We start from the raw sequence: 25,204 nt of genomic DNA, 5'->3' as shown, positions 1-25,204 counted from the left end.
GGCCGCGCCGTCACAGCGAGTCCCGGCACCGGGCCACGCGGACAACACCGGGGCTCGGCACTCCGGCCACGCAGCCGACAGGGCCCGCACGGCCTCAGAACACCGGCACACCCTCACGCGTCAGGCGCCAGTCCACCGACGCGAACTCCGCCGGATCCACCGACCCCTTCGCCTTCACCCATCCGATGATCGTGTTACGGATCTCATCCGAATTCGCCCACAGCTGCTTCGCACCCGGCACATGCGGGAAATTGCCCCCACCACTCGCCCGGTAGTTGTTCACCGCGAACACGAACTGCGCCGCCGGATCCACCGGCGCCCCCTCGAACGACAACCCCACGATCCGCGAACCCACCGGCTTCGCGATATCGATGTCGTACGTCACCCCCGACACCACGTCGTAGTTGTAATCCGGAATGTTCTCGGAATTCGTCAACTTCGACGTGTCCACCGGCGCCCCCGCAGCCGTCTGCACGTAATACTTCGCCGAATACTCCAGATAATCCTTCAACTGTGCACCCGTCAGAAGCCGCGCCTCCAACGTGTTCTCGAACGGATACAACCCCGCGGCATCCTTGATCGTCACCTCACCCGCAGGAATCGCAGCCGTACGCGAGAAGCACGCCGCCTGGGACAGCACCGGCAACGACGCGTACTCCCCGCCCGCCAGCGCGCCCTTCACCGTCTCCGCCTGCACCACGTTGATCAGATCGATGACCGGCTCGTCCTTCCACGGCGCATCCACCGTCGACATCGCCGCCACCGACGTACCGATCACCTGGTTCACATACGCCACCACCTTCGCGTGCTCGTCCCCGAGCAGCGACGTGATCCGCGGGTCCTCCGCCACCGTGTTCGAGTTCAGCACCGAAGCACCGACCTTCTCGACCACCCAGCGGCCCTTCTCCCACACCAGATCGAAGTCGAACAGCGTCAGCCGCTGCCCCCACTTCAACGGCTCCGAGAGAACGACCTGCTTCCCCGTCTCCTTGTTCGTCACGAAGTACTCAGGAATCTCCGAGTGTGCGTGACCCACCAGAATCGCATCGATCCCCGGTACCTGCTCCGCCACCAGACCCGCCGCGTTCTCCACGTACGGCAGCTGATCCCCGTACGACGACGTGCCCGACGAACCCGAGTGTGCCGACACGATCACCACGTCCGCACCCATCGAACGAAGCTTCGGCACCCACTTCGCCGCCTGCTCCTCAAGGCCCGGGAACACCATCTTCCCGCCCACATTCGCCTTGTCCCAGATCGCGATCCCCGGATTCGTCAATCCCAGCACCGCCACCCGCACATCACGACCGTGCGGCGTACGCACCTTCTTGATCACATACGGAGCGAACGCCGGCCGCAACGTCTTCGCGTCCAGCGCATTCGCCCCCAGCAGCGGAAAATCACACTGCTCCTCGAACTTCCGCAACACCGGAATCCCGTAGTTGAACTCATGGTTCCCCAGCGCGGCGGCGTCGTAGCCGATCCTGTTCATCGCCTGCGCCATCGGATGCACCGGACCACGCCTGGCCGTGATCGGATCGACCTTCGCGTAGTAGTACGACAGCTGCGTGCCCTGGATCGTGTCGCCCGCGTCGATCAACAGCGTGTTCCGCCGGCCCCGGTCCTCCCGGATCTGCTCGACCAGCGTCGAGATCTTCGCCAGCCCGACATCGTTGTGCGCCTTGTCGTCGAACTCGTTGTCCGTGAAGTAGTCCCAGTTGAAGACGTTCCCGTGCAGGTCCGTCGTCCCCATCACCGTGAACGAGTACCGCTTCGGCGGACGTCCGTGGCCATGACCCTTCGACTCCGAGGCCGCCGCCTGTCCTGCCCCGGCCCCTCCCGCCAGCGCCACACCCGCTCCGGCGACAGCCGAACGGCCCAGAAACGTCCTACGGTTCAACGGCATCCTTGACTCCTCGTTCGAGCGAACAACGCGCGTAGATTCTCGCCCGGCCGACCCCGCCCGCAACACCCCGCGCAGGTTTCGATCTGATGACCCGCGCCCCCGCAGCCCCCGCCGGAGCGACCCGGCGCACGCTCATCGGAGCGCGCCGCCGCACAATTCAACAGTTGTCAATAACCCTTCACCGAAAGGCTGTTGGTCAGTCATGCGGAGACAATTACCTACCCGCAGGTAAGGTCTAGGCTCGAACCATGCGCCGAGCGAAAATCGTTTGTACCCTGGGACCCGCAACCGACACATACGAGCAGATCAAAGCACTCGTCGAAGCGGGAATGGACATCGCCCGCCTCAACCTCAGCCACGGCACCTACGCCGAACACGAAGAGCGCTACCACCACGTACGCAAAGCATCCGAGGAAACCGGCCGCAGCGTAGGAATCCTCGCCGACCTTCAAGGCCCGAAGATCCGCCTCGGCCGCTTCGCCGAAGGACCTGTACTCCTTGAACGCGGCGACGACTTCACCATCACCGTCGAACCCATGGAAGGCGACCGCACCACCTGCGGCACCACCTACGACGGCCTCGCCGCCGACGTCACCGCCGGCGAACGCATCCTCATCGACGACGGCCGCGTCACCCTCGAAGTCACCGAGGTCGACGGACCCCGCGTCCACACCACCGTCATCGAGGGCGGCATGGTCTCCGACCACAAGGGACTCAACCTCCCCGGAGTCGCCGTCTCCGTCCCCGCACTCTCCGAGAAGGACATCGATGACCTCCGCTGGGCCATCCGCACCGGCGCCGACGTCATCGCCCTCTCCTTCGTGCGCAGCGGACGCGACATCGTCGACGTCCACCGCGTCATGGACGAGGAGGACCGCCGCCTCCCCGTCATCGCCAAGGTCGAGAAGCCCCAGGCCGTCGACAACATCGACGACATCGTCGCCGCCTTCGACGGCATCATGGTCGCCCGCGGCGACCTCGGCGTCGAAATGCCCCTGGAGCAGGTCCCGATCGTCCAGAAGCGCGCGATCAAGCTCGCCAAGCGCAACGCCAAGCCGGTCATCGTCGCCACCCAGATGCTCGAATCGATGATCGACAACTCCCGGCCCACCCGCGCCGAAGCCTCCGACGTCGCCAACGCCGTCATCGACGGCACGGACGCGGTGATGCTCTCCGGCGAGACCAGCGTCGGCAAGTACCCCATCGAGACGGTCCGCACCATGGCCCGCATCGTCGAGGCGGCCGAGGAGGACATCCTCGCCAAGGGCCTCCCGCCCCTCACCGACCGCAACAAGCCCCGCACCCAGGGCGGCGCCGTGGCCCGGGCCGCAGCCGAGATGGGCGACTTCCTCGGCGCCAAGTTCCTCGTGGCCTTCACCCAGAGCGGCGACACGGTCAAGCGCCTCTCCCGCTACCGCTCCCCGATCCCGCTCCTCGCCTTCACCCCGGACCGGGCCACGCGCGCGCAGCTGAACCTGACGTGGGGCGTCGAGACGTTCCTCGGGCCGCACGTGGAGTCGACGGACGCGATGGTGGCGCAGGTGGACGAGGAACTGCTGCGGATCGGCCGCTGCCGGAAGGGCGACATCGTGGTCATCACGGCCGGCTCGCCGCCCGGGGTCGCGGGCTCGACGAACCTGGTACGGGTGCACCACATCGGCGAGGACGACAGCCCGGAGTAACGGTCGTCAGTACTTCGGCCCGACGTGAGCGTCCATGAGTGCCACGGACGCCCGTCGGGCTACGGAGATGCCGTACGTGCCGAGGCGGGGGTGGTGTCGTCGAAGACGGGCGGCGCGGCCGAGGGCGCTGGGCGTATACCGGTGCGGAGACGCCCGGGTGATACCCGGATCAGGTGAAGCCTGTGAACTATTGCGCAACCTTGGAATCCAAGGAAAAGTACCCCGAGTCGGACTCGAACCGACACTGTATGGGTTTTGAATCCATTGTCTCTAACCAATTGGACTACCGGGGCGCGATGAATCGAAGGTTTACTTCGACCCGCCGATGATCCAGCTTATCGTAGCTAGGTAGGCTCTTGGGAGCAGCACCCCTGTCCTGACCAAGGAGCCCCGTGACCACCCCCGAGTCGCCCCAGCCCGTAGACGCCGTCGACGACGACAAGTCGCACGTCCCGCCGCTGACGACCCGCGTCGTCATCGCCGAGGACGAGGCGCTCATCCGCCTCGACCTCAAAGAGATGCTGGAGGAAGAGGGCTACTCGGTCGTCGGCGAGGCCGGGGACGGGCAGCAGGCCGTCGAGCTGGCACGGGAGCACCGCCCCGATCTCGTGATCCTCGACGTGAAGATGCCGGTCCTCGACGGGATCTCGGCCGCCGAGAAGATCACCGAGGAGTCCATCGCCCCGGTCCTGATGCTGACGGCGTTCTCGCAGCGGGACCTGGTCGAGCGGGCGCGGGACGCCGGCGCGATGGCGTATCTGGTGAAGCCGTTCAGCAAGAGCGACGTGGTCCCGGCCATCGAGATGGCCGTGTCCCGGTTCGCGGAGCTGAAGGCGCTGGAGAGCGAGATCGCGGACCTTTCGCAGCGGCTGGAGACCCGGAAGCTGGTGGACCGGGCGAAGAGCATCCTGCAGACGGACTACGGCCTCTCCGAGCCGGCGGCGTTCCGCTGGATCCAGAAGACGTCGATGGACCGTCGGATGTCCATGCAGCAGCTTGCCGAGGCGCTGATCGAGGACGCCGAGGAGAAGAAGAAGGCGGCCGAGTAGCCCCGTACGCGTCATGGAGAAGGGCCCGCCCCCGGATGGATCCGGGGGCGGGCCCTTCTCGTGCGCGGGGGTGCTCAGTCCTCGCCGAGGTAGGCCTTGCGGACCGACTCGTCGTGGAGCAGGTCGGCGCCGGTGCCGGAGAGGACGACCTTGCCGACCTCCATGACGTGGCCCCGGTCCGCGAGGGAGAGGGCCGCCTGGGCGTTCTGCTCGACGAGCAGGATCGTGGTGCCCGACGCCTTGAGTTCGACGATGGTCTCCATGATCTTCTGCATCATGATCGGGGAGAGGCCCATGGAGGGCTCGTCGAGCATGAGCAGCTTGGGCTGGGACATGAGGGCGCGTCCCATGGCGAGCATCTGCTGCTCGCCGCCCGAGAGGGTTCCGGCGGCCTGCTTCCGGCGTTCCCCGAGGATGGGGAAGAGGTCGTAGGCGCGCTGGACGTCCTTGGCGATGCCTGCCTTGTCGCTGCGGAGGTAGGCGCCGAGGAGCAGGTTCTCGGCGATCGTCAGCCGGGGGAAGATGTGGCGTCCCTCGGGGGAGTGGGCGATGCCCAGGGAGACGATCTTGTGTGCCGGGACGCCTGTGAGCGGTTTGCCCTCGAAGAGGATGCGGCCGCCGGCGGGCTTGAGGAGTCCGGACAGGGTGCGCAGGGTCGTGGTCTTGCCTGCGCCGTTTGTGCCGATGAGGGTGACGACCTGGCCGGCCTCGACGGTGAAGGAGATGCCCTTGACGGCTTCGATCTTGCCGTAGGCGACGCGGAGGTCTTCGACCTCGAGCAGTGCGGTCATCGGGTGTCCTCCTCCTCGGTGCGGGTGGTGCCGGTTGCTTCGGTGGTGGTGTCGTCCGAGGCTGTCCCGTCCGTGGCGGGCTTGTCCGTGGTGGCGGGGGCGGTCGTCCTGCCCGTGGCGGCGGCCGATGCTTCGGCTGCTGCGACTTCGGCGGCTTCCTCGGCACCGGGGGCGCCTTCGAAGGGGGTGCCGAGGTAGGCGGCGACGACGCGCTCGTCGCCCTGGACGACGGGGGCGGTGCCCTCGACGAGTTTTTCGCCCTGGACGAGGACGGCGACGCGGTCGCAGAGGTTGAAGATGAACCGCATGTCGTGCTCGATGACGAGTACGGCGATGCCCTGGTCCCGGATGGCGAAGATGAGCTCTTCGGTGACGCGGGTTTCCTGGGGGTTCATGCCGGCGGTGGGCTCGTCCAGGAGGAGGAGACCGGGGTCGCTGGCGAGGGCGCGGGCGATTTCCAGCTTGCGCTGGTCTCCGTAGGGGAGGTTGCGCGCGAGGTGGTCGGCCTTGTCGGCGAGGCCGATGAACTCGAGGAGTTCCATGCAGCGTTCGCGGCTGGCGTTCTCCGCCTTCTTGTAGCCGGGGAGACGCAGGAGAGCCGACCAGAGGCCTTCCTTGGTCCTGGTGTGGCGTCCGACGAGGACGTTCTCCAGGACGGTCATGTTGGCGAAGAGGCGGATGTTCTGGAACGTGCGGGCGATGCCTGCCTGGGTGACGAGGTGGGGCTTGGGCGGCAGGACGGTGCCCTTGTAGCTGACCTTGCCCTCGGTGGGGACGTAGAGGCCGGTGAGGCAGTTGAAGAAGGTGGTCTTGCCGGCACCGTTGGGTCCGATGAGCCCGACGATCTCGCCGGCGTTGACCGTGAGGTCGACGTCGCGTACGGCGGTGAGGCCGCCGAAGCGCATGGTGACGCCGCTGGCGTCGAGGACCGTGGTGCCGGTGGTGGGTGTGTCCGTCGTGGTCATGGTGGTCACGCCCCCGCCTTCGTGGTGCCGGCGGCCGCGTCGGTGAGTGGTGTGTCCGGTGGCACGTCGAGCTGGCCGGTCTCGTGGAATTCGAGCTGCTTCCTGCGGTCGGCGACGAGGCCTTCGGGGCGGAAGCGCATCAGCAGGATGAGGGCGATTCCGAAGAGGAACAGCTGGTAGTCCTGCATGAACTGGAGCTTGGCCGGGATGAGGTAGAGCAGTGCCGCGCCGACGAGGGGGCCGCTGAGGGTCCCCATGCCGCCGAGGATGACGGCGGCGAGGAGGAACGCGGAGTTCGGCGGTACGGAGCCGGCGAACTGGTACTGCTCGGGGGTGACCGTGTAGGAGACGTGTGCCTGCACGGTTCCGGCGAGGCCGGCGAGGGTGGCGCCGAGGGCGAAGGCGAGCAGCTTGAGCCGGAAGGCGTTGATGCCCATGGCGGTGGCCGCGGTCTCGTCCTCGCGGATGGCGACCCAGGCGCGGCCGATGCGGGATTCGCCGGAGCGTCGGAAGACGAGGACGACGACGGCGGTGAAGACGAGCATCAGCAGGTAGTAGTTGGCGGACCTGCCGAGGGTGAAGCCGCCGATGGCGTGGCTGATTCCGAAGTCGAAGCCGAAGAGCTTGAGGTCCGGGATGCTGGGGATGCCCTGGGAGCCGTTGGTGAGGTCGGGGCCGCTGACGCCGTTGAGGGCGTTGACGGTGAGCCGGAAGATCTCTCCGAATCCGAGGGTGACGATGGCGAGGTAGTCGCCGCGGAGGCGGAGTGTCGGTGCTCCGATGACGACGCCGAAGACGAGTGAGGCGGCGGCTCCGGTGAGGACGGCGGCCCAGAAGGGGAACTGGACGCCGATGGGGGAGAGGGGGCTGCCGGAGACGAGTGCTGCGGCGTAGGCGCCGACGCCGAGGAAGGCGACGTAGCCGAGGTCGAGGAGGCCGGCGAGGCCGACGACGACGTTGAGGCCGAGTGCGACGGTCGCGAAGATGAGGATGTTGGCGCCGATGAGGGCGTATTCCTCGTTCTGCTGGGTGAAGGGGAAGCAGAACGCTGCGACGAGTGCGGCGCACAGGGTGACGTTGCGGTGCTTCGAGGTCAGCGCGGTGACGCGGGCGATGAGTCCGGCCCGGGTGAGTGCGGTGAAGCCGAAGGCGACGGTGAGGACGTAGCCGATGAAGAGCTCGGCGTACTCGGTGTCGATGCCGTAGGTGAAGACCTGGAGTGCGACACCGAAGGCTACGGCGATGATGAGGATCTCGGCCCAGGCGGGGAGCGCTCCGGCGCGGACGGGTGCCGGTGCGCGGAGGCTGCCGAGGAACCTTTTGAGTGCGTTGGGGCTGGTGTCGTCCAGGGGCTCGTCGTTGGGGAGGCCCAGGGCGGCGATGCTCGCGATGATCGCGCCGGTGAGGCTGACCCAGGCTCCGGGTTCGAGCTCGATGAGGCCGAGGAGGTTGCCGTTGTCGTCCTTGGTGACGACGACGGCGATGACGGTGTACAGGGTGGTGACGAGGGTGCCGAGGGCGAGCAGCCGGGTGGGGCTGTTGGTGCCGCCGGGGGTGAGCCAGCGCAGGCCCTTGATGCCGTACCCGGAGAGGGCGAAGAGCAGGGTGAGTGCTGCGCTGATGAGGGTGAGGACCTGGAGGCCGCCGGGGTAGCCGGTGACGGTGAGGTCGCCGGGGAAGGTGTCGGTGTAGGTCCAGGCGAGGAAGGTGCCGATGAGGGCGAGTGCGGCGCCGGTGGTGGTGGCGGCGCGGGCTGCCGTGGTGGGCAGGGGGAGGAGGGCGGCGTGCGCGGCGGGGGTCGTGGTGGTCATCGGTATCACGCCCTGTCCGCGACGCGTTCGCCCAGCAGGCCTTGCGGGCGTATGAGGAGGACGAGGATGAGGAGCACGAAGGCCCATACGTCCTTCCAGGCGCCGCCTCCGAAGAGTTCCATGCCGGGGACGTCGCTCATGTAGCCGGTGGCGAGGGCTTCGGCGACGCCGAGGACGACTCCGCCGAGCATGGCGCCGTAGATGTTGCCGATGCCGCCGAGCACGGCGGCGGTGAAGGCCTTGAGGCCCATGATGAAGCCCATGCGGAAGCCGATCTGGCCGTTCTTGAGCCCGTAGGCGACGGCGGCGACGGCGGCGAACGCGGCACCGATGGCGAAGGCCATGACGATGATGCGGTCGGTGTTGATGCCCATGAGCTTGGCGGTGTCGGGGTCCTGCGAGGTGGCTTGCATGCCGCGGCCGGCCCGTGTCTTGGAGACGAAGAGGCCGAGGGCGAGCATGCAGACGGGTGCGGCGATGAGGACGAAGAGGTCCCCGCGCTGGATGTGGGCGCCGAAGAGGTCGATCGCTTCGCCCTTGAACTGGGGGAAGGAGCGGTCCTTGGTGGCGTCGGGGTACCACATCCATACGGCTTGCTGGAGTGCGAGGGAGAGGCCGATGGCGGTGATGAGGGGGGCCAGGCGTGGCGCGGTCCGCAGTGGCCGGTAGGCGAAGCGTTCGGCGGCGACGCTGACGGCGACGGAGCAGATGACTCCGCCGGCGATCATGAGGGGTATCGCGGCGAGCAGGGAGAGTCCGGACGGAAGCCCGAGGTAGACCGTGAGGGCTCCGAAGCCTCCGATCATGAAGATCTCGCCGTGCGCGAAGTTGATGAGCTGGATGATTCCGTAGACCATCGTGTATCCGATCGCGATGAGACCGTACATCGCGCCGAGGATGAGTCCATTGGCCAGCTGTTGCGGCAGTTCGTTCACCGCAGGGCCTCCGTGGAGTGGTTCGGATATGGCACCGCGCGGGAGCGCTCGTAGCGCTCCCGCGCGGGTTGTTCGCGTGTGCTGCGCCGTGGGGTCCTTGGCGGACCTACTTGACGGCCTCGCTGAGCTTGGAGGTCCACTTGCCGCCGGTGACCTGGTAGGCGGTCATCAGGGTGTTGGTGGTGTCGCCGTACTCGTCGAAGGCGACGGGGCCGGTGACGCCTTCGAAGCTGACCTTGGCCATGGCTTCGAGGACCTTGGCGCGGGCGTCGTCGGGGAGCTTGCCGTCGTTCTCGGCGACGACTGCCTTGACGGCCTCGATGACGGACCAGGTGGCGTCGTAGGTGCCGCCGCCGTAGGCCTCGTAGGCGTCCTTGTAGCCGGCGGTCTTGTAGTCGGCGATGAACTTCTTGGCGGACTCGAGCTCTTCGACGGGCTTGCCGACGGAGGTGGCGATGTCGCCTTCGGCCTTCTTGTTGAGCTTGATGAAGTCGGCGCTGTACATGCCGTCGCCGCCCATGAGGGGGATCTTCACGCTGTCCTTGAGCTGCTGGCTCAGGGGTGCGCCGGCGGGGTATTCACCGCCGTAGTAGACGGCCTTGGCGCCGGAGCTCTTGACCTTGGTGACGACGGAGTTGAAGTCGCGGTCGTCGGGGTTGATGTGGTCGGTGCCGACGATCTTGCCGCCGAGCTCGGTGAAGGTCGCCTTGAAGGAGGCGGCGAGGCCTGCGCCGTAGGGCTTCTGGTCGTCGATGAGGTAGACGTCCTTGACCTTGGCGGTCTTGAAGAGGTAGTTCGCGGCGAAGGCGCCCTGGATGGCGTCGGTGGTGGCCGTGCGGAAGTAGGCCGCGTAGGGGCGCTTCTTGTCGCCGGTCTTCCAGTTGTTGCCCTGGGTCAGCTCGGTGCCGGTGTTGGCGGGGGAGACCTGGGTCAGCTTGGCGTCGGTGAAGGGCTTCTGCATCGACTGGGCGACGCCGGAGTTCAGCGGGCCGACGACGCCGAGGAGGTCCTTGTTGCCGATGAACTTCTGGGCGTTCTGCTGGCCGACGGAGGGCTGGGCCTGGTCGTCGAGTGCCTGGAGTTCGAATTTGATGCCGGGGACGGTCTTGTCCGCGTTGGCGGTCTTGACGGCGAGGTCCGCGGAGTTCTTGATGCCGAGGCCGAGGGCGGAGAGGTCGCCGGTCAGGGGTGCGTCGACACCGATGACGACGGTCTGGGTGTCGTCGCCGCCGCTGCTCTTGGAGTCGTCGTCGCGCGATCCGCAGGCGGTGAGAGTCAGTGCGCCTGTGGTGAGCACTGTGGTGAGGATGAGCAAAGAACGGTGTCGCACGAAAGGTCCTTTCCCTGGCGCGGCCTCCTCTGCTGAGGTGCCGTGACGATCGCCGGGCCGTACTGGTCGATACAGGGCCGTGCAGCAGACGCGCCCGGCGGCGCGGTGACTGGCCGTGACTCTATGGGCAGGTGAGGGGGTCCGGGATGGGTCCGGTGATGATGTGACTGTCTTGTTATGCCGTGGGGAAGACTTGTTGGCCGCAGTGTGGAGGTGTACGGCTTTTGCCCGGACGGTGAAGTGACCGCATGGTGAGAACCCGCAGCTCTGCTAAGGGGCTTGGGGTGATCTTGGTGCTGTCGCGCGAATCGGGGCGCAACGGGCGCGGGGGCCGGTCGGCCGGGCGCGGGGACCGAGGTGTGCGACGTTTTGCGTGTATTGCACACGTGTTACGCAGTGTTACATCCGTGCGAAGTGTTTGATTCGCGGCGGGGGTGGTGGCGCTGTTGAAGTGGCTCATGGAACGGGCGCGGGGGTCAAGGGTGTTGACTGTGCGTGTCGGTCAACTCCCGCGAAATGCTCCGGATATGGGTCTGCCCGGTCCGGAATGCGGTGCGCTTTCCGGCCGGGCAGTGGGGTGTTGGGTCGTGGCGGGTCAGCCTCCGGCAGGGCCGGCGGCGTCGCGGAGCAGGCAGGTGAGGCGGGCGGTGCAGACCCGCTTGTCGTGCTCGTCCGTGATGACGATCTCGTACGTGGCGGTGGAGCGGCCGCGGTGGACGGGGGTGGCGGTGCCGGTGACGAGGCCGCTGCGGGCGCCGCGGTGGTGGGTGCAGTTCAGGTCGACGCCGACGGCGATCTTGGTGGCTCCGCCGTGGAGCATGGAGCCGATGGAGCCGAGGGTCTCGGCGAGGACGGCCGAGGCGCCGCCGTGGAGCAGTCCGTAGGGCTGGGTGTTGCCCTCGACGGGCATGGTGCCGACGACGCGCTCGGCGGAGGCTTCGACGATCGTGACGCCCATGCGCTCGCCGAGGTGTCCGGCGGAGAAGAGTGCCGGGAGGTCGACGCCGAGTGCCGCGTACTCGTCGATGATCTCCTGGGGGAACGTGGGTGCGGTGTGCTCGCCCATGGGGTCCGGCTCCGATCGTGTGCGGTCGTTCGCTGCTGTGTGCACTGTTCTTATCAGACGGCTGAGCGTGCGCTTAGGGGTGTCGGGGCTGAGGCCGTCTCGAAGCGGACGACGACCGACTTGCTGGCCGGGGTGTTGCTGGTGTCCGCGGTGGCGTCGAGGGGGACCAGGACGTTGGTCTCCGGGTAGTACGCGGCGGCGCAGCCCCGTGCGGTGGGGTAGTGGACGACACGGAAGCCGGGGGCGCGGCGTTCGACGCCGTCCTTCCATTCGCTGACGAGGTCCGTGTAGGAGCCGTCGGCGAGTCCGAGTGCGTCGGCGTCCTCGGGGTTGACCATGACGATGCGGCGGCCGCCCTTGATGCCGCGGTAGCGGTCGTCGAGGCCGTAGATCGTGGTGTTGTACTGGTCGTGGGAGCGCAGGGTCTGGAGGAGCAGCCGGCCCTCGGGGAGTTCGGGGTACTCGACGGGTGCGGCGGTGAAGTTGGCCTTGCCGGTGGTGGTGGGGAAGCGGCGTTCGTCGCGGGGGGCGTGCGGGAGGGTGAAGCCGCCGGGACGCGCGACGCGGGTGTTGAAGTCCTCGAAGCCGGGGACCACGCGGGAGATGCGGTCGCGGATCGTGCCGTAGTCCTTCTCGAACTCCTCCCAGGGGGTGGTGGAGGCGGGTCCGAGGACGGCGCGGGCGAGGCGGGCGACGATGGCGGGTTCGGAGAGCAGGTGGGGGCTCGCGGGGGTGAGGTTGCCGCGGGAGGAGTGGACCATGCCCATGGAGTCCTCGACGGTGACGAACTGCTTGCCGCCGGCCTGGACGTCCTTGTCGGTGCGGCCGAGGGTGGGCAGGATCAGGGCGCGGGTGCCGGTGACGGCGTGCGAGCGGTTGAGCTTGGTGGAGACGTGCACGGTGAGGCGGGCCCGGCGCATGGCGGCCTCGGTGACGGCGGTGTCGGGGGAGGCGCCGACGAAGTTTCCGCCCATGGCGAAGAAGACCTTGGCGTCGCCGTCGCGCAGCGCCTGGATGGACCGTACGACGTCGTAGCCGTGGTGACGCGGCGAGGTGATGCCGAATTCCTGGTCCAGGGCGTCGAGGAAGGCGGGGGCGGGGCGTTCGAAGATGCCCATGGTGCGGTCGCCCTGGACGTTGGAGTGGCCGCGTACGGGACAGACGCCGGCGCCGGGCCTGCCGATGTTGCCGCGCAGGAGGAGGAGGTTGACGACTTCGCGGATGGTCGGCACGGAGTGCTTGTGCTGGGTGAGGCCCATGGCCCAGCAGACGATGGTCCGCTCCGAGGCGAGGATCATGGCGAGCGCCTGCTCGATGGTGTCGCGGTCGAGGCCGGTGGCGGTGAGGGTCTCGTCCCAGTCGGCGTCGCGGGCGGCCCGGGCGAATGCCTCGTAGCCGTGGGTGTGCTCGGCGACGAAGGCGTCGTCGACGGCCCCGTCGGCCTCGATGATCATTTTGTTGAGGAGGCGGAACAGCGCCTGGTCGCCGCCGATGCGTATCTGGAGGAAGAGGTCGGTGAGTGCGGCGCCCTTGAGCATCCCGCGCGCCGTCTGGGGGTTCTTGAACCGTTCCAGGCCCGCCTCGGGCAGCGGGTTCACCGAGATGATCTTCGCTCCGGCGGACTTGGCCTGTTCGAGGGCGGAGAGCATCCGGGGGTGGTTGGTGCCGGGGTTCTGCCCGGCGACGATGATCAGGTCGGCCCGGTGGAGGTCTTCGAGGCTGACGCTGCCCTTGCCGATGCCCAGGGTCTCGGTGAGTGCGGAGCCGGAGGACTCGTGGCACATGTTGGAGCAGTCGGGCAGGTTGTTGGTGCCGAACTCCCGGGCGAAGAGCTGGAGGAGGAAGGCGGCCTCGTTGCTGGTGCGGCCGGAGGTGTAGAAGAGCGCCTCGTCGGGCGAGGCGAGCGCGGTGAGCTCCTCGGCGACGATCTCGAAGGCGCGCTCCCAGGTCACGGCCTCGTACCGGTCGGCGCCCTCGGGCAGATACACGGGTTGCGTGATGCGTCCCTGCTGGCCCAGCCAGTAGCCGCTGCGGGCGGCCAGGTCGGCGACGGGGTGGGCGGCGAAGAAGTCGGGGGTGACGCGGCGCAGGGTCGCCTCCTCGGCGACGGCCTTGGCGCCGTTCTCACAGAATTCGGCGGTGTGCCGTTTGTCGCCCTCGGGCCAGGCGCAGCCGGGGCAGTCGAAGCCGTCCTTCTGGTTGACCTTGAGGAGGGTCTGCGCGGTGCGGCGGACGCCCATCTGCTGCTGCGCGACGCGCAGGGTGTGGGCGACGGCGGGCAGTCCGGCGGCGGCGTGCTGGACCTCGTCGATCTGCGGCGCGTCCTGGACCGGGTCACCGGTCGGGGGCTTGGTGGCCATGGTGCTCCCCTTCGAGCCTGCGGGCGCCGCGGTGCGGGCGGGCGCGCGTCGCGTCCGTGTGTGCCGTGGCGTCCTGTCGCGTCTTCTTACGCCTTCACTGTCCTTCGATCCTGTCATGCACGCGTGCGGGGGTGATCCGCGGGAAGCGGGGAGGCCGCGGGGCCGGTTCCGGGGGCGTGGTGGTGGGACCGGGCCGGTGCGGGGCGGCGGCCGGTCCGGATTGTCGGTGGTCCGTGGCAGGATCGGGGGCGTGGCTGAGACGGCATCGAAGAAGACGGCAGACAACCGACCGCGCCTGCTCCTGATGGACGGGCACTCCCTGGCGTACCGGGCGTTCTTCGCCCTGCCCGCGGAGAATTTCACGACGGCGACGGGGCAGCCGACGAATGCCGTGTACGGCTTCATGTCGATGCTGGCGAACACGCTGCGCGACGAGGCGCCCACGCATTTCGCGGTCGCGTTCGACGTGTCCCGCAAGACGTGGCGCGCGCAGGAGTTCCCGGAGTACAAGGCGAACCGCTCCAAGACCCCCGACGAGTTCAAGGGGCAGGTCGAGCTGATCGGCGAGCTGCTGGACGCGATGCACGCGGACCGGTTCGCGGTGGACGGTTTCGAGGCGGACGACGTCATCGCGACGCTGGCCACGCAGGCCGAGGCGGCGGGCTTCGAGGTGCTGATCGTCACCGGCGACCGGGATTCGTTCCAGCTGATCACGGACAACGTGACGGTGCTCTACCCGACGAAGGGCGTCTCGGAGCTGACGCGCTTCACCCCGGAGAAGGTCGAGGAGAAGTACGGCCTCACACCCGCCCAGTACCCGGACTTCGCGGCGCTGCGGGGTGACCCGTCGGACAACCTTCCGGGCATCCCCGGTGTGGGGGAGAAGACGGCCGCGAAGTGGATCAACCAGTTCGGTTCGTTCGCGGAGCTCGTCGAGCGGGCCGACGAGGTCAAGGGCAAGGCCGGCCAGAACTTCCGGGACCACCTGGACGCGGTGAAGATGAACCGTGTGCTGACCGAGATGGTCCGGGACGTCGAGCTGCCCAAGGGCCCGGCCGAGCTGGAGCGCGCCCCGTACGACCGTACGGCGGTCACCGGTGTGCTGGACGTCCTGGAGATCCGTAACCCGAGCCTGCGCGAGCGGCTGCTCGCCGTCGACCCGGGTGCGGAGGAGGCCGGTCCTCCGGAGCCCCTGGCCGGGATCGAGCTCGACGGTGCGGTGCTGGCGTCGGGCGAGGTCGCCCCGTGGCTGGAGACCCACGGAGGGCAGCCGCTGGGCGTCATGACCGTCGACACGTGGTCGCTGGGCACCGGCACGGTCACCGAGGTCGCGCTCGCCGCCGCCGACGGGGCCGCCGCCTGGCTGGACCCGGCCGATCTCGACGAGGCCGACGAGCAGGCCCTGACGGCCTGGCTCGCGGACCCCGCCCGGCCCAAGGTCCTCCACAACGCCAAGAACGCCCTGCGGGTCTTCCCCGAGCAGGGCTGGCGGCTGGAGGGCATCGCGATGGACACCGCGCTCGCCGCCTATCTCGTCAAGCCGGGCCGCCGTTCATTCGCCCTGGACGCGCTGGCCGTGGAGTACCTCGGCCGCGAGCTGGCGCCCGCCCCGGCGTCCGACGGGCAGCTGGCGTTCGGCGCGGACGACCTTGCGGAGGCCGACGCGCTGATGGCGCAGGCCCGCGCGGTGCTGGACCTCGGGGACGCCTTCACCGCGCGTCTGAAGGAGGTCGGTGCCACCGAGCTGCTGTTCGACATGGAGCTGCCGACGTCGATCATGCTGGCCCGGCTGGAGCGGCACGGCATCGCCGCCGACCGGGCGCATCTGGAGGGCATGGAGCAGCAGTTCGCCGGTGCGGTGCAGCAGGCGGTGAAGGAGGCGCACGCCGCGGTGGGCCGTGAGTTCAACCTCGGATCGCCCAAGCAGCTCCAGGAGGTCCTCTTCGGCGAGCTGGCCCTGCCGAAGACGAAGAAGACGAAGACGGGGTACACGACCGACGCGGACGCGCTGGCCTGGCTGGCCGCGCAGACCGAGCACGAGCTGCCGGTCATCATGCTGCGCCACCGGGAGCAGGCGAAGCTGCGGGTCACGGTCGAGGGCCTGATCAAGACGGTCGGTGCGGACGGCCGTATCCACACCACGTTCAACCAGACGGTCGCGGCGACGGGCCGGCTCTCCTCGACCGACCCCAACCTGCAGAACATCCCCGTCCGTACGGACGAGGGGCGGGCGATCCGCCGGGGCTTCGTCGTCGGCGAGGGCTTCGAGACGCTGATGACGGCCGACTACAGCCAGATCGAGCTGCGGGTGATGGCCCACCTCTCCGAGGACGCCGGTCTCATCGAGGCGTTCACCTCCGGGGAGGACCTGCACACGACGGTCGCCTCGCAGGTGTTCGGCGTCGAGAAGACGGCCGTCGACGCGGAGATGCGCCGGAAGATCAAGGCGATGTCGTACGGACTGGCCTACGGGCTCTCCGCCTTCGGCCTCTCCCAGCAGCTGAACATCGACGCCGGCGAGGCGCGCGGGCTGATGGACACCTACTTCCTCCGGTTCGGCGGGGTGCGCGACTACCTCCAGCGGGCCGTGGAGGAGGCCAGGTCCACCGGGTACACCGAGACGATCCTCGGCCGCCGCCGCTACCTCCCGGACCTCAACAGCGACAACCGCCAGCGGCGCGAGGCCGCCGAGCGGATGGCGCTCAACGCGCCGATCCAGGGAACGGCCGCCGACATCGTGAAGGTCGCGATGCTCAAGGTGGACCGTGCGCTGACGGAGGCGGAGCTGACGTCACGGATGCTGCTCCAGGTCCACGACGAAATCGTCCTGGAGATCGCGAAGGGCGAGCGGAAGCAGGTCGAGGAGATCCTGCGCAGGGAGATGTCCACGGCGGTCGAGCTCCGTGCGCCGCTGGACGTCTCGGTCGGCGTCGGCACGGACTGGGAGACGGCCGCGCACTAGAAGCGTGCGGAGTGGTGATGGGCGTATCCACGGGGCGCGCCCACCACCGCTCCGTGACGGAATCCGGTCCCATGCCGATCCGAGGGGTGGCTGAGCAGGCACGGGGTTCAGGCGAGCAGGCAGAGCCCACGGCCTCGCCGGCCGGGGCAACCCCGTGGACCTCGCGGTGAGATGCCCCCTCGTCGTCAGCCGGCTTCGTGGCCGGCCGGGCGGGTCCGTGCGGTGTCCGCGCGGGGCCCGTCGGGCGGCCGGGGGCCGGACGGACTCCGCAGGAGCCGCATCCACGCCCCGTACAGCACCAGGCCGGCCGCCAGGCCCGCCCCGGCGCCGAAGCACGCGGTCGGGATGATGTCGAGGGGGGTGTCGATGTGCCCGAAATAGGCGTACCAACGGGCACACCGGTGGACGACGCCCAGCACGACGCACAGGGCGAGGACCGCGCCCGCCCACCGGCGTTCGGCGCGGCCGAGCACCGGCACGCACGCCGGCGCCGGGACCGGCCCGGTCTGCCGCAGGCCTGAGTACGTGAACCAGGCCAGGACCGCCAGCGCCACGGCCGAACTGCCGTACTGGACGAGCTGGAAGACCGGGTGGCCACCGATGCTCCGGCCGAGGACCGGGATCAGTTCCGTGCCCCACCGGCCGTGGTGGGTGAAGGCGTCCCACACGACATGGGTGCCCGAGCCGATGACGGCGGACAGGACGAACCACGCCGCCTCGGAGAGGGCCGGGCCTCCGGGCTCCCGCCGTCGCCCCCGCACGAAGGTGTGTACGCGGCCCTGCGCCGCCCCGGGCAGCAGTGCGACGAGTGGTTCGCGCAGCATCAGCCAGAGTGCCACCACGGCGCCGGTGATGAGGACATCCACGGTGAACACCCCCCACACGGCGTGCGTCACCTCGCCGAACTCCATCGCCCCGGGGACGACCGTGTCGGCGTAGTAGGTGATGTCGGGCGCGAACGACCCGGCGACGAGCGCGGAGGCGACAAGAGGTCCACGGCCCACGCCGGACCTGCGGATCCCGGGGAGCACGGCTGCGGCATGGCTGAGCGTGAACGGCATGACGGCAAGTATGCGTGAGCCCGTGTCACCGCCCCGGCGGACCTTGGTGACTTGACGACGGTGAAGCTGAGAAATCCGTAAGAACCGGTCAGGGGCCGGTGTTCGGGCGCGAGGAGTTGCCGTAGGGTCGCCTGAGTCCTCGCGCTGGGGAGCGCGAGCGCCGTCGACGGGGAGGGACCGACACGTATGGCAGCGCAATTCGGCCGCAGGCTGCGCAGGGGGGCCACCACCACAGCGGTGGCGGCGGTCGCCGTAGCGGCCCTCTCCGCGTCACAGGCTCCCGCCGCGCCGCAGACCGGCGGAGGAGGCGACCCGGCGGCTGCCGGTGCGAGTCCGTCCGGCGACAGTGCGGCCACGGGCAACTCGCCCTACCACACGGACCTTCCGCCGCTCACCACGCCCGGCAAGCCCGGTGCGTCCGTGAACCTGCCCGTGACCGGCAGCGCGGAAGCGGGCATACCTGCGTCCGTCCTGGCCGCGTACAAGAAGGCCCAGCAGGAGCTCGCCGGCACCGACGCCGCATGCCGTCTGCCGTGGCAGCTCCTCGCCGCGATCGGCAAGGTGGAGTCCGGCCAGGCCCGTGGCGGCAAGGTCGACGCGAACGGCACCACCCTCTCCCCGATCCTCGGCCCGGCCCTCAACGGCCAGGGCTTCGCACTGATCAAGGACACCGACGGCGGGGCGTACGACAGCGACGCGACCCACGACCGTGCGGTCGGCCCGATGCAGTTCATCCCGTCCACCTGGGCCACCTGGGGCCAGGACGGCAACGGCGACGGACGCAAGGACCCCAACAACATCTACGACGCGGCCCTGGCGGCAGGGCGCTATCTCTGCGCCGGCACCCGCGACCTGTCGATCGCCACGGACCTCGACGCGGCGGTGCTGAGCTACAACCACTCGACTGAGTACCTGCGCACGGTGCGCTCCTGGTTCGACTACTACAAGCGCGGCACCCACGAGGTCCCGGACGGCACGGGCGTCCTCCCGGCGGACACGGGCGGCAGCTCGTCCCCCACTCCCACGCCGAGCCCCGGCCCGACGGGGCCCGGCACGAGCCCGTCGCCCACTCCGGATCCGACACCGCCGCCCACGACGCCGCCCACCACGCCGCCCACCGAGCCCCCGACGACGCCGCCCACCACACCTCCCACCACGCCTCCGACCACCCCGCCCAAGCCGCCCGCGACGCTCGGCAGTCTCGAGAACGCCGGCACCGGGACCCTCACCGCCACGGCCGGCGAGGCGTTCGCCGAGCGAGTCAAGGTCCGGGCGAGGAGCACGGCCGGTGCCCCGCTCGCCAAGACCTCGGTCACCTTCGCCGTCGTCGGTGACACGGACACCCGCTTCGCAGGGGGGAAGAGCACCGCGACGGTGACCACCGGCGCCGACGGCACCGTCACCGCCCCCGCCCTGACCGCCGGTGAGAAGACGGGTTCCTTCAAGGTGACGGCGGCGGCCGGCACCACCAAGCCGCGCACCCTCACCTACACCGCGAGCGTCACCGCCCGGGTCGCGGACACCGTCACCCGCCTCGACGACAAGGTGCTGACCGCGGCCCCCGGCACCGAGTTCGCCGACCAGGTCCGGGTCAGGACGACGTACAGGGGAGCGGGGGTGGCGGACACCGCCGTCACCGCCACGATGACCACCGGCGCGGAGACGCCGGCCGAGAACGACAAGGGCCCGTACTTCAAGGACGCCGACGGCAAGGGGGTCCGCACCCTGGACCTGACGACCGGCGCCGACGGACTGCTCGGGCTCCCGAAGATCTACGCCGGCGACACGGCGGGCACCTACACACTGCGGCTCACCACCGCGAGCGGCGCCACGCTGACCGTCGAGCTGAAGGTCGCGGCACCCGCGGCCTGAGCCGTACGGGAACAGCGGTGAGGGGGTGTCCGGCCAGGGCCGGACACCCCCTCCTCCGTGTCCTAGTCCCGGCGCAGCCGCGCCGAGGTGAAGCGGGTGGCCTCCATCGTCGTCGGGTCCTCGGGCCACGGGTGCTTCGGGTAACGGCCCCGCAGTTCGGCGCGCACGCCCTTGTAGCCCTCGCGCCAGAACGACGCCAGGTCCGCGGTCACCGCCGCCGGGTGCCCCGCGGGGGACAGCAGGTGGACCAGGACGGGCACCCCCGCCACCCGGGGCGTCTCGCGCAGCCCGAAGAGCTCCTGGAGCTTCACCGCGAGCACCGGCTGCTCACCGCCGTACTCCACGCGGATCCGGGAGCCGCTCGGCACCTCGATCCGCTCCGGGGCGAGCTCGTCGAGGCGGCCGGCGTCGCCCGTCGCCCACGGCAGCAGCCGCCGCACCGCCTGGCCCGCGTCGATCCGCGCCAGATCCGAGCGGCGGGCGGCCCGTGACAGCTCGGGCTCCAGCCACTCGTCGGCGCGTGCCAGCAGTGCGGCGTCCGAGACGTCGGGCCACGGAGCCCCCAGGACCCGGTGCAGGAACGCGAGGCGCAGCCGCAGCTGCCGGCTGTCCCGGGTCCACCGCAGCAGTTCCGGGCCCTCGCGGCGCAGCCCCTCCAGCAGCGCCCCGCGCACCAGCTCGGGGGCGGGGCCGCGCAGCGCGCGCACCGACAGCTCGACGGCGCCCAGTCGGTCCACGGAACGTGCCACCACGTCACCGCCGGACCAGCGGACCTCCTCACCGGAGAACCGCAGGTGTCCGGCGGCCAGCAGTGCGGTGCCCTCGTCGATGACGGCCGCGAGCCGCACCCGGGCGGACGCCGCGTGGGCGGGCCGGTCGGCGACCGCGACCGCCAGCCAGGGTGCGCTGCGCAGGCGGGAGCCGTCCCGGAGCTCGGCGCCGGTCCCGGACGCCATGAGGAACGCCCCCTCGCCCCTGGCCCGTGCCACCCGCTCCGGGAACGCGAGCGCCGCCACCAGCCCAGCGGCCGCGTCGTCGGTCCCCCCGGGGCCGGCGCCCGTGCCCCTGGCCGAGCCGAGGGACTGCGAGAGCCGGCGTACCTCCTGCCGCCAGCGCGCCGCGTAGCCGTCCCCGCCGCGGCGCGCCGTGCGCAGCGCGTGCGCCAGGTCGTCCCCGTACTCGCGCGGTGGCTCCTCGCTCAGCAGCGCCACCACTTCCGCGGCGCGGCGGCCGCCCACCTCGTCCGCGCCGTCCAGGAGGGCACGGGCCAGCCGGGGGTGCAGGCCGAGCCGGGACATCCGCACGCCCCGGCCCGTCGCGCGTCCCACGCCGTCGACCGCGCCGACCGCGCCGAGCACCTCCCGCGCCGCACCCATGGCGCCGGCCGGCGGAGGATCCAGGAGCGCGAGGCCGGAGGCGTCCGGATCACCCCAGCACGCCGTCTGCAGGGCGAACGCCGCGAGATCGGCCACCCTGATCTCGGGGGAGGGGAACGCGGTCAGCCGTCCGTCCTCGGCCTCCTCCCAGCAGCGGTACACCGCGCCCGGAGCCTCCCGCCCGGCGCGGCCCGCCCGCTGGCGCCCCGCCGCCCGGGACGCCCGTACCGTCGTCAGGGCGCTCAGCCCCCGTGCGTGGTCGGTGCGCGGCTCCCTCGCCAGCCCCGAGTCCACGACGACCCGCACCCCGGGGACGGTCAGGGACGACTCCGCCACGGACGTCGCCAGCACCACCCGGCGGCCCCGGGAGGAGCCGGCCAGCACCGCGTCCTGGACCGCGGCCGGGGCGCGCCCGTGGACCTGGAGCACCTCGGCGTCCACACCCGTGAGCTGTCCGGCCACCCGGCCGATCTCGCCGACGCCGGGCAGGAAGCACAGCACGTCGCCGTCCCGCTCGGAGAGGGCCCGGCGCACCACCGCCGCCACATGGGTCAGCAGGGCCGGGTCCACCCGCAACCCGTGCGGGGGCCGCACGGTGCCGGACGGCGGCGCCCACACCACCTCGACCGGATGCGACACGCCGTGCGCCTCGACCACGGGGGCGTCGCCGAGCAGCCGCGCCCAGCCCTCGGCGTCCGTCGTTGCCGACGCCGCCACGAGCCGCAGGTCGGGCCTGATCGTCCCGCGCACGTCGAGGAGGAAGGCCGCGGCCGTGTCCGCGTCCAGGTGGCGTTCGTGGCACTCGTCGATGATCACCACGTCGACCCCGGTCAGCTCCTGGTCGCGCTGCAACCGCTGGAGCAGCACCCCGGTGGTCACGACCTCCACCACCGTGTCCGGCCCCACCGTCCGCTCACCGCGCACCGTGAACCCGACCCGGCCGCCGGCCTGCTCGCCGAGGAGCCAGGCCATGCGCCGTGCCGCCGCCCGCGCCGCGATCCGGCGGGGCTCGGCGACGAGCACCCGGCGCACCGGCCCGCCGCCGGTCAGGCCGGCCAGCACCAGGGGTACGAGGGTCGTCTTGCCGGTCCCGGGGGGCGCGCAGAGCACGGCGGCCCCCCGTTCGTCGAGCGCCCGCTCCAGGGCGGGCACGGCGGTGCGGACGGGCAGCTGGTCCAGGGCGTCGGTACGGATCACGCCCCCAGTCTCGTACGCCGCCCCCTCACGACGAGCGGTGGTCCCGCTCGCACACGAAGATCGCGGTGCCGGGGATCAGGTTGCCGCGCAGCGGGGACCAGCCGCCCCACTCCTGGTCGTTCCAGGCCGGCCACTCCGGCTCCACGAGGTCGATCAGCCGGAAGCCGCCCGCCACGACGTCCCGCACCCGGTCGCCCAGTGTCCTGTGGTGCTCCACGTACACCGCGTCGCCGTTCTCGTCCTGCTCCACGTACGGCACGCGGTCGAAGTAGGAGGCGGAGACGGAGAGCCCCTCCGGCCCCGGCTCGTCGGGGAACGCCCAGCGGATCGGGTGCGTCACGGAGAACACCCAGCGGCCCCCGGGCCGCAGCACCCTGCGCACCTCCCGGAACACCTGCACGGGGTCGGCGACGAAGGGCACCGCGCCGTAGGCGGAGCAGGCCAGGTCGAAGGAGCCGTCCCGGAAGGGGAGCCGTCCCGCGTCGGCCTGCACGAGGGGGACGCCGCCGCCGATGCGCAGGGCGTGCTGGAGCTGGCGGTGCGAGAGGTCCAGGGCCACCGGGCGGGCGCCCCGGGCGGCCAGCCAGCGCGAGCACTGGGCCGCGCCCGCCCCGATCTCCAGGACGTCGAGGCCCTTGAGGCTCCCGGCCGGGCCCAGCAGGGCGGCCTCGGCCTCGTCGAGACCCTCCGGGCCCCAGACGAAGCGGTCGTCCCCGAGGAAGGCCCCGTGGTCGCTCTGGTACTCGTCGGCGTTCCGGTCCCACCAGCCGCGGCTCGCCCGGCTGCTCTCCGACTCCCCGGCCTCGCGCCGGGTCGCCTCGGGTTCGGACTCGTAGATCTCTTGGCTCATCGTGCCCGTCGTTGTAGTTTGCCTTCACCCGCCTCGCGCGGGTGCCTCCACGGGCCGTACGGGTGAGCACGCCCGTGTGCGCGCGACACACCGGTGTGTCCGATGTGGCTCCGGTGAACGCGAGTTGTGCCGGGAATGGGGGGTTGTGCCCCGGGTGTGCGCCTTCGCGCATTGACCCTGTCCGGCTGCCCCCGTATGCTACAAGTTGCGCTGCGAGCCTGCGCGCTTCAGACCTAGCAGGCCGCGCTCGCGTCTGTTGCATGTCCCCTCGGTTGTCGAGGCACCTTCCGGTTGCCGGATCGGTGCTTTCCAGGCTGTCCGGCTTCTGCAGAGGCGATAAGGGCTTTCGGCGTAGCAGTACCTACGACTCACTGTCCGTACCGGAGCCCTTTCCCACATGACGAGCAGCACCGAGACCACCGCCACCACTCCGCAGGTTGCGGTCAACGACATCGGCGACGCGGACGCGTTCCTCGCGGCGATCGACGAGACGATCAAGTACTTCAACGACGGCGACATCGTTGACGGAGTCATCGTCAAGGTTGACCGCGACGAGGTCCTCCTCGACATCGGTTACAAGACCGAAGGTGTCATCCCGAGCCGCGAGCTCTCGATCAAGCACGACGTCGACCCGAACGAGGTCGTCAAGGTCGGCGACGAGATCGAGGCCCTGGTTCTCCAGAAGGAGGACAAGGAAGGCCGCCTGATCCTCTCGAAGAAGCGCGCTCAGTACGAGCGTGCCTGGGGCACCATCGAGAAGATCAAGGAAGAAGACGGCATCGTCACCGGTACCGTCATCGAGGTCGTCAAGGGTGGTCTCATCCTCGACATCGGCCTCCGTGGCTTCCTCCCGGCGTCGCTCGTCGAGATGCGTCGCGTCCGCGACCTCCAGCCCTACGTGGGCAAGGAGCTCGAGGCCAAGATCATCGAGCTGGACAAGAACCGCAACAACGTGGTCCTGTCCCGCCGTGCCTGGCTCGAGCAGACCCAGTCCGAGGTCCGCCAGACGTTCCTCACGACCCTGCAGAAGGGTCAGGTCCGCTCCGGCGTCGTCTCCTCGATCGTCAACTTCGGTGCCTTCGTGGACCTGGGTGGCGTCGACGGTCTCGTGCACGTCTCCGAGCTCTCCTGGAAGCACATCGACCACCCCTCCGAGGTTGTCGAGGTCGGCCAGGAAGTCACCGTCGAGGTCCTCGACGTCGACATGGACCGCGAGCGCGTCTCGCTGTCGCTCAAGGCGACGCAGGAAGACCCGTGGCAGCAGTTCGCCCGTACGCACCAGATCGGGCAGGTCGTTCCCGGTAAGGTCACCAAGCTCGTTCCCTTCGGTGCGTTCGTGCGCGTCGACGAGGGCATCGAGGGTCTGGTCCACATCTCCGAGCTGGCCGAGCGCCACGTGGAGATCCCGGAGCAGGTCGTCCAGGTCAACGACGAGATCTTCGTCAAGGTCATCGACATCGACCTCGAGCGCCGTCGCATCAGCCTCTCGCTGAAGCAGGCCAACGAGGCCTTCGGTGGCGACCCGGCCTCGGTCGAGTTCGACCCGACCCTGTACGGCATGGCCGCGTCCTACGACGACCAGGGCAACTACATCTACCCCGAGGGCTTCGACCCCGAGACCAACGACTGGCTCGAGGGCTTCGAGTCGCAGCGTGAGGTCTGGGAGACGCAGTACGCCGAGGCGCAGCAGCGCTTCGAGCAGCACCAGGCCCAGGTCATCAAGTCCCGCGAGGCCGACGAGGCTGCCGCTGCCGAGGGCGCTGCCGCCCCGGCCGGCGCTGCCCCGGCTGCCTCCGGCGGCAGCGGTGGCGGCGGCTCGTACTCCTCGGAGTCCGCGGACAACTCCGGCGCCCTGGCGTCGGACGAGGCCCTGGCCGCCCTGCGCGAGAAGCTGGCCGGCGGCCAGAGCTGACGCTCTGACCCCAGTCGCTCATCGGCTGCAGTAGCTGTGGAGCTGTAGGTGAGGCCCGTCCCCTTCGGGGGGCGGGCCT

Annotated in this window: 16 protein-coding genes and 1 tRNA gene; 5 read left to right on the top strand and 12 right to left on the bottom strand. The window is 70.0% G+C overall.

All coding sequences use genetic code 11. The features are described 5' to 3' along the window. Positions 1 to 94: 94 nt before the first annotated feature. A complete protein-coding gene (locus tag ACFUNE_RS26385; protein WP_383572913.1) occupies positions 95 to 1,906 on the bottom strand; it encodes a bifunctional metallophosphatase/5'-nucleotidase in 1,812 nt (603 codons plus the stop codon). A 248-nt stretch (positions 1,907 to 2,154) separates the two neighbouring features. Between ACFUNE_RS26385 and pyk the strand changes: the two genes are divergently transcribed. Further along, a complete protein-coding gene (gene pyk, locus ACFUNE_RS26380) occupies positions 2,155 to 3,588 on the top strand; it encodes a pyruvate kinase (protein WP_383572910.1) in 1,434 nt (477 codons plus the stop codon). Positions 3,589 to 3,806: 218 nt separating this feature from the next. Here the strand turns inward: pyk and ACFUNE_RS26375 are convergent. Further along, positions 3,807 to 3,881, bottom strand: a tRNA-Leu gene (locus tag ACFUNE_RS26375). Between the two features lie 99 nt (positions 3,882 to 3,980). Here ACFUNE_RS26375 and ACFUNE_RS26370 point away from each other — a divergent pair. Further along, positions 3,981 to 4,637 carry an ANTAR domain-containing response regulator gene (locus tag ACFUNE_RS26370; RefSeq protein WP_104789892.1) on the top strand — a complete coding sequence of 219 codons (657 nt, stop codon included), beginning with the start codon at positions 3,981 to 3,983 and terminating at the stop codon, positions 4,635 to 4,637. A 74-nt stretch (positions 4,638 to 4,711) separates the two neighbouring features. Here the strand turns inward: ACFUNE_RS26370 and ACFUNE_RS26365 are convergent, their stop codons facing one another. From ACFUNE_RS26365 to ACFUNE_RS26335, 7 genes are all read right to left on the bottom strand, one after another. After that, a complete protein-coding gene (locus ACFUNE_RS26365) occupies positions 4,712 to 5,428 on the bottom strand; it encodes an ABC transporter ATP-binding protein (RefSeq protein WP_383572907.1) in 717 nt (238 codons plus the stop codon). Next, on the bottom strand, positions 5,425 to 6,393 hold the full coding sequence (locus ACFUNE_RS26360; protein WP_383572973.1) for an ABC transporter ATP-binding protein: 969 nt from the start codon (positions 6,391 to 6,393) through the stop codon (positions 5,425 to 5,427). Before ACFUNE_RS26360 ends, ACFUNE_RS26365 begins: the two co-directional genes overlap by 4 nt. 5 nt (positions 6,394 to 6,398) lie before the next feature. Then, the gene (locus tag ACFUNE_RS26355) at positions 6,399 to 8,204 is read right to left on the bottom strand and encodes a branched-chain amino acid ABC transporter permease (protein ID WP_383572904.1); all 1,806 of its coding nucleotides are present in this window, start codon (positions 8,202 to 8,204) and stop codon (positions 6,399 to 6,401) included. A gap of 5 nt (positions 8,205 to 8,209) precedes the next feature. Further along, positions 8,210 to 9,139, bottom strand: coding sequence for a branched-chain amino acid ABC transporter permease (locus tag ACFUNE_RS26350; protein ID WP_383572901.1), 930 nt, complete (start codon positions 9,137 to 9,139; stop codon positions 8,210 to 8,212). 106 nt (positions 9,140 to 9,245) lie between these two features. Next, complete coding sequence (locus tag ACFUNE_RS26345) at positions 9,246 to 10,454, bottom strand: branched-chain amino acid ABC transporter substrate-binding protein (protein ID WP_383572970.1); 1,209 nt, start codon at positions 10,452 to 10,454, stop codon at positions 9,246 to 9,248. Positions 10,455 to 11,064: 610 nt separating this feature from the next. After that, entirely contained in the window at positions 11,065 to 11,535 is a 471-nt protein-coding gene (locus ACFUNE_RS26340) for a hotdog fold thioesterase (RefSeq protein WP_365885555.1), read from the bottom strand. Positions 11,536 to 11,588: 53 nt separating this feature from the next. Next, complete coding sequence (locus ACFUNE_RS26335) at positions 11,589 to 13,895, bottom strand: FdhF/YdeP family oxidoreductase (protein ID WP_383572897.1); 2,307 nt, start codon at positions 13,893 to 13,895, stop codon at positions 11,589 to 11,591. 250 nt (positions 13,896 to 14,145) lie between these two features. On the opposite strand from ACFUNE_RS26335, the gene polA reads away from it, so the two are divergent. Continuing rightward, complete coding sequence (polA, locus tag ACFUNE_RS26330) at positions 14,146 to 16,857, top strand: DNA polymerase I (protein ID WP_383572894.1); 2,712 nt, start codon at positions 14,146 to 14,148, stop codon at positions 16,855 to 16,857. A gap of 185 nt (positions 16,858 to 17,042) precedes the next feature. On the opposite strand, the gene ACFUNE_RS26325 is transcribed toward polA, so the two are convergent. Then, positions 17,043 to 17,918 carry a DUF4184 family protein gene (locus tag ACFUNE_RS26325; protein ID WP_383572891.1) on the bottom strand — a complete coding sequence of 292 codons (876 nt, stop codon included), beginning with the start codon at positions 17,916 to 17,918 and terminating at the stop codon, positions 17,043 to 17,045. Positions 17,919 to 18,104: 186 nt separating this feature from the next. Here ACFUNE_RS26325 and ACFUNE_RS26320 point away from each other — a divergent pair, with 186 nt between their 5' ends. After that, positions 18,105 to 19,790, top strand: a complete 1,686-nt coding sequence (locus ACFUNE_RS26320) for a lytic transglycosylase domain-containing protein (RefSeq protein WP_383572888.1) — start codon at positions 18,105 to 18,107, stop codon at positions 19,788 to 19,790. A 62-nt stretch (positions 19,791 to 19,852) separates the two neighbouring features. Here the strand turns inward: ACFUNE_RS26320 and hrpB are convergent, their stop codons facing one another. Further along, complete coding sequence (gene hrpB / locus ACFUNE_RS26315; protein WP_383572885.1) at positions 19,853 to 22,363, bottom strand: ATP-dependent helicase HrpB; 2,511 nt, start codon at positions 22,361 to 22,363, stop codon at positions 19,853 to 19,855. Positions 22,364 to 22,388: 25 nt separating this feature from the next. Then, on the bottom strand, positions 22,389 to 23,213 hold the full coding sequence (locus tag ACFUNE_RS26310; protein WP_383572882.1) for a class I SAM-dependent methyltransferase: 825 nt from the start codon (positions 23,211 to 23,213) through the stop codon (positions 22,389 to 22,391). 397 nt (positions 23,214 to 23,610) lie between these two features. Between ACFUNE_RS26310 and rpsA the strand changes: the two genes are divergently transcribed. Further along, on the top strand, positions 23,611 to 25,125 hold the full coding sequence (gene rpsA / locus ACFUNE_RS26305) for a 30S ribosomal protein S1 (RefSeq protein ID WP_277334515.1): 1,515 nt from the start codon (positions 23,611 to 23,613) through the stop codon (positions 25,123 to 25,125). Positions 25,126 to 25,204 lie beyond the last annotated feature (79 nt).

The organism is Streptomyces sp. NPDC057287 (assembly GCF_042667905.1).
Classification (GTDB): domain Bacteria; phylum Actinomycetota; class Actinomycetes; order Streptomycetales; family Streptomycetaceae; genus Streptomyces.
This window is presented reverse-complemented; position numbering and strand designations above follow the sequence as displayed.